The 576-nt window shown below is 52.6% G+C and carries 1 tRNA gene and 1 rRNA gene; both read right to left on the reverse strand.

Features of this window, described 5'->3' with window-relative positions:
* Window positions 1-368 precede the first annotated feature (368 nt).
* Window positions 369-445: transfer RNA gene (locus C9J01_RS29460), tRNA-Asp, on the reverse strand.
* A gap of 14 nt (window positions 446-459) precedes the next feature.
* Window positions 460-575: ribosomal RNA gene (rrf, locus tag C9J01_RS29465) — 5S ribosomal RNA — on the reverse strand.
* Between the last annotated feature and the right edge of the window lies 1 nt (window position 576).

Consider the following 576-nt stretch of genomic DNA (forward strand, 5'->3'; position numbering starts at 1 on the left):
GGAATCGATAGATTCTTGAACTGCAGCAAGCTTGAATTCGTCGGTAAAGCTTCGTCTAGTAACAACTTTCATATAATCACCTCTTATTCCTAATAAAGAGGTGTCTACTTTTAGGGGGTCACTTCACCCCGAGCCCAGGGCCCGCTCTTCCCAGGGCCTTACGTTTGCCGAAGGCCAAACGTAAAAAAGCCCGAGTCGTAAGACTCGGGCTTAGTATAAGTGGCGGAGCGGACGGGACTCGAACCCGCGAATGCCTTCGGCAGCGTGACAGGCCGCTGCTTTCAAGGTAAATAGGCTAACCAACTGAACTACCGCTCTGTAGTGCACATACAAAAAATCCCCAGCATTGCTGCTAGGGACTTAATGATTGGCGGAGTGGACGGGACTCGAACCCGCGACCCCCGGCGTGACAGGCCGGTATTCTAACCAACTGAACTACCACTCCGCACTAAATTGGAAGCCTGGCGATGTCCTACTCTCACATGGGGAGGCCCCACACTACCATCGGCGCTATTACGTTTCACTACTGAGTTCGGCATGGGATCAGGTGGGTCCATAATGCTATGGTCGCCAAGC

It is taken from the genome of Photobacterium rosenbergii, from assembly GCF_003026455.1.
In the GTDB taxonomy this organism is placed as follows: domain Bacteria; phylum Pseudomonadota; class Gammaproteobacteria; order Enterobacterales; family Vibrionaceae; genus Photobacterium; species Photobacterium rosenbergii.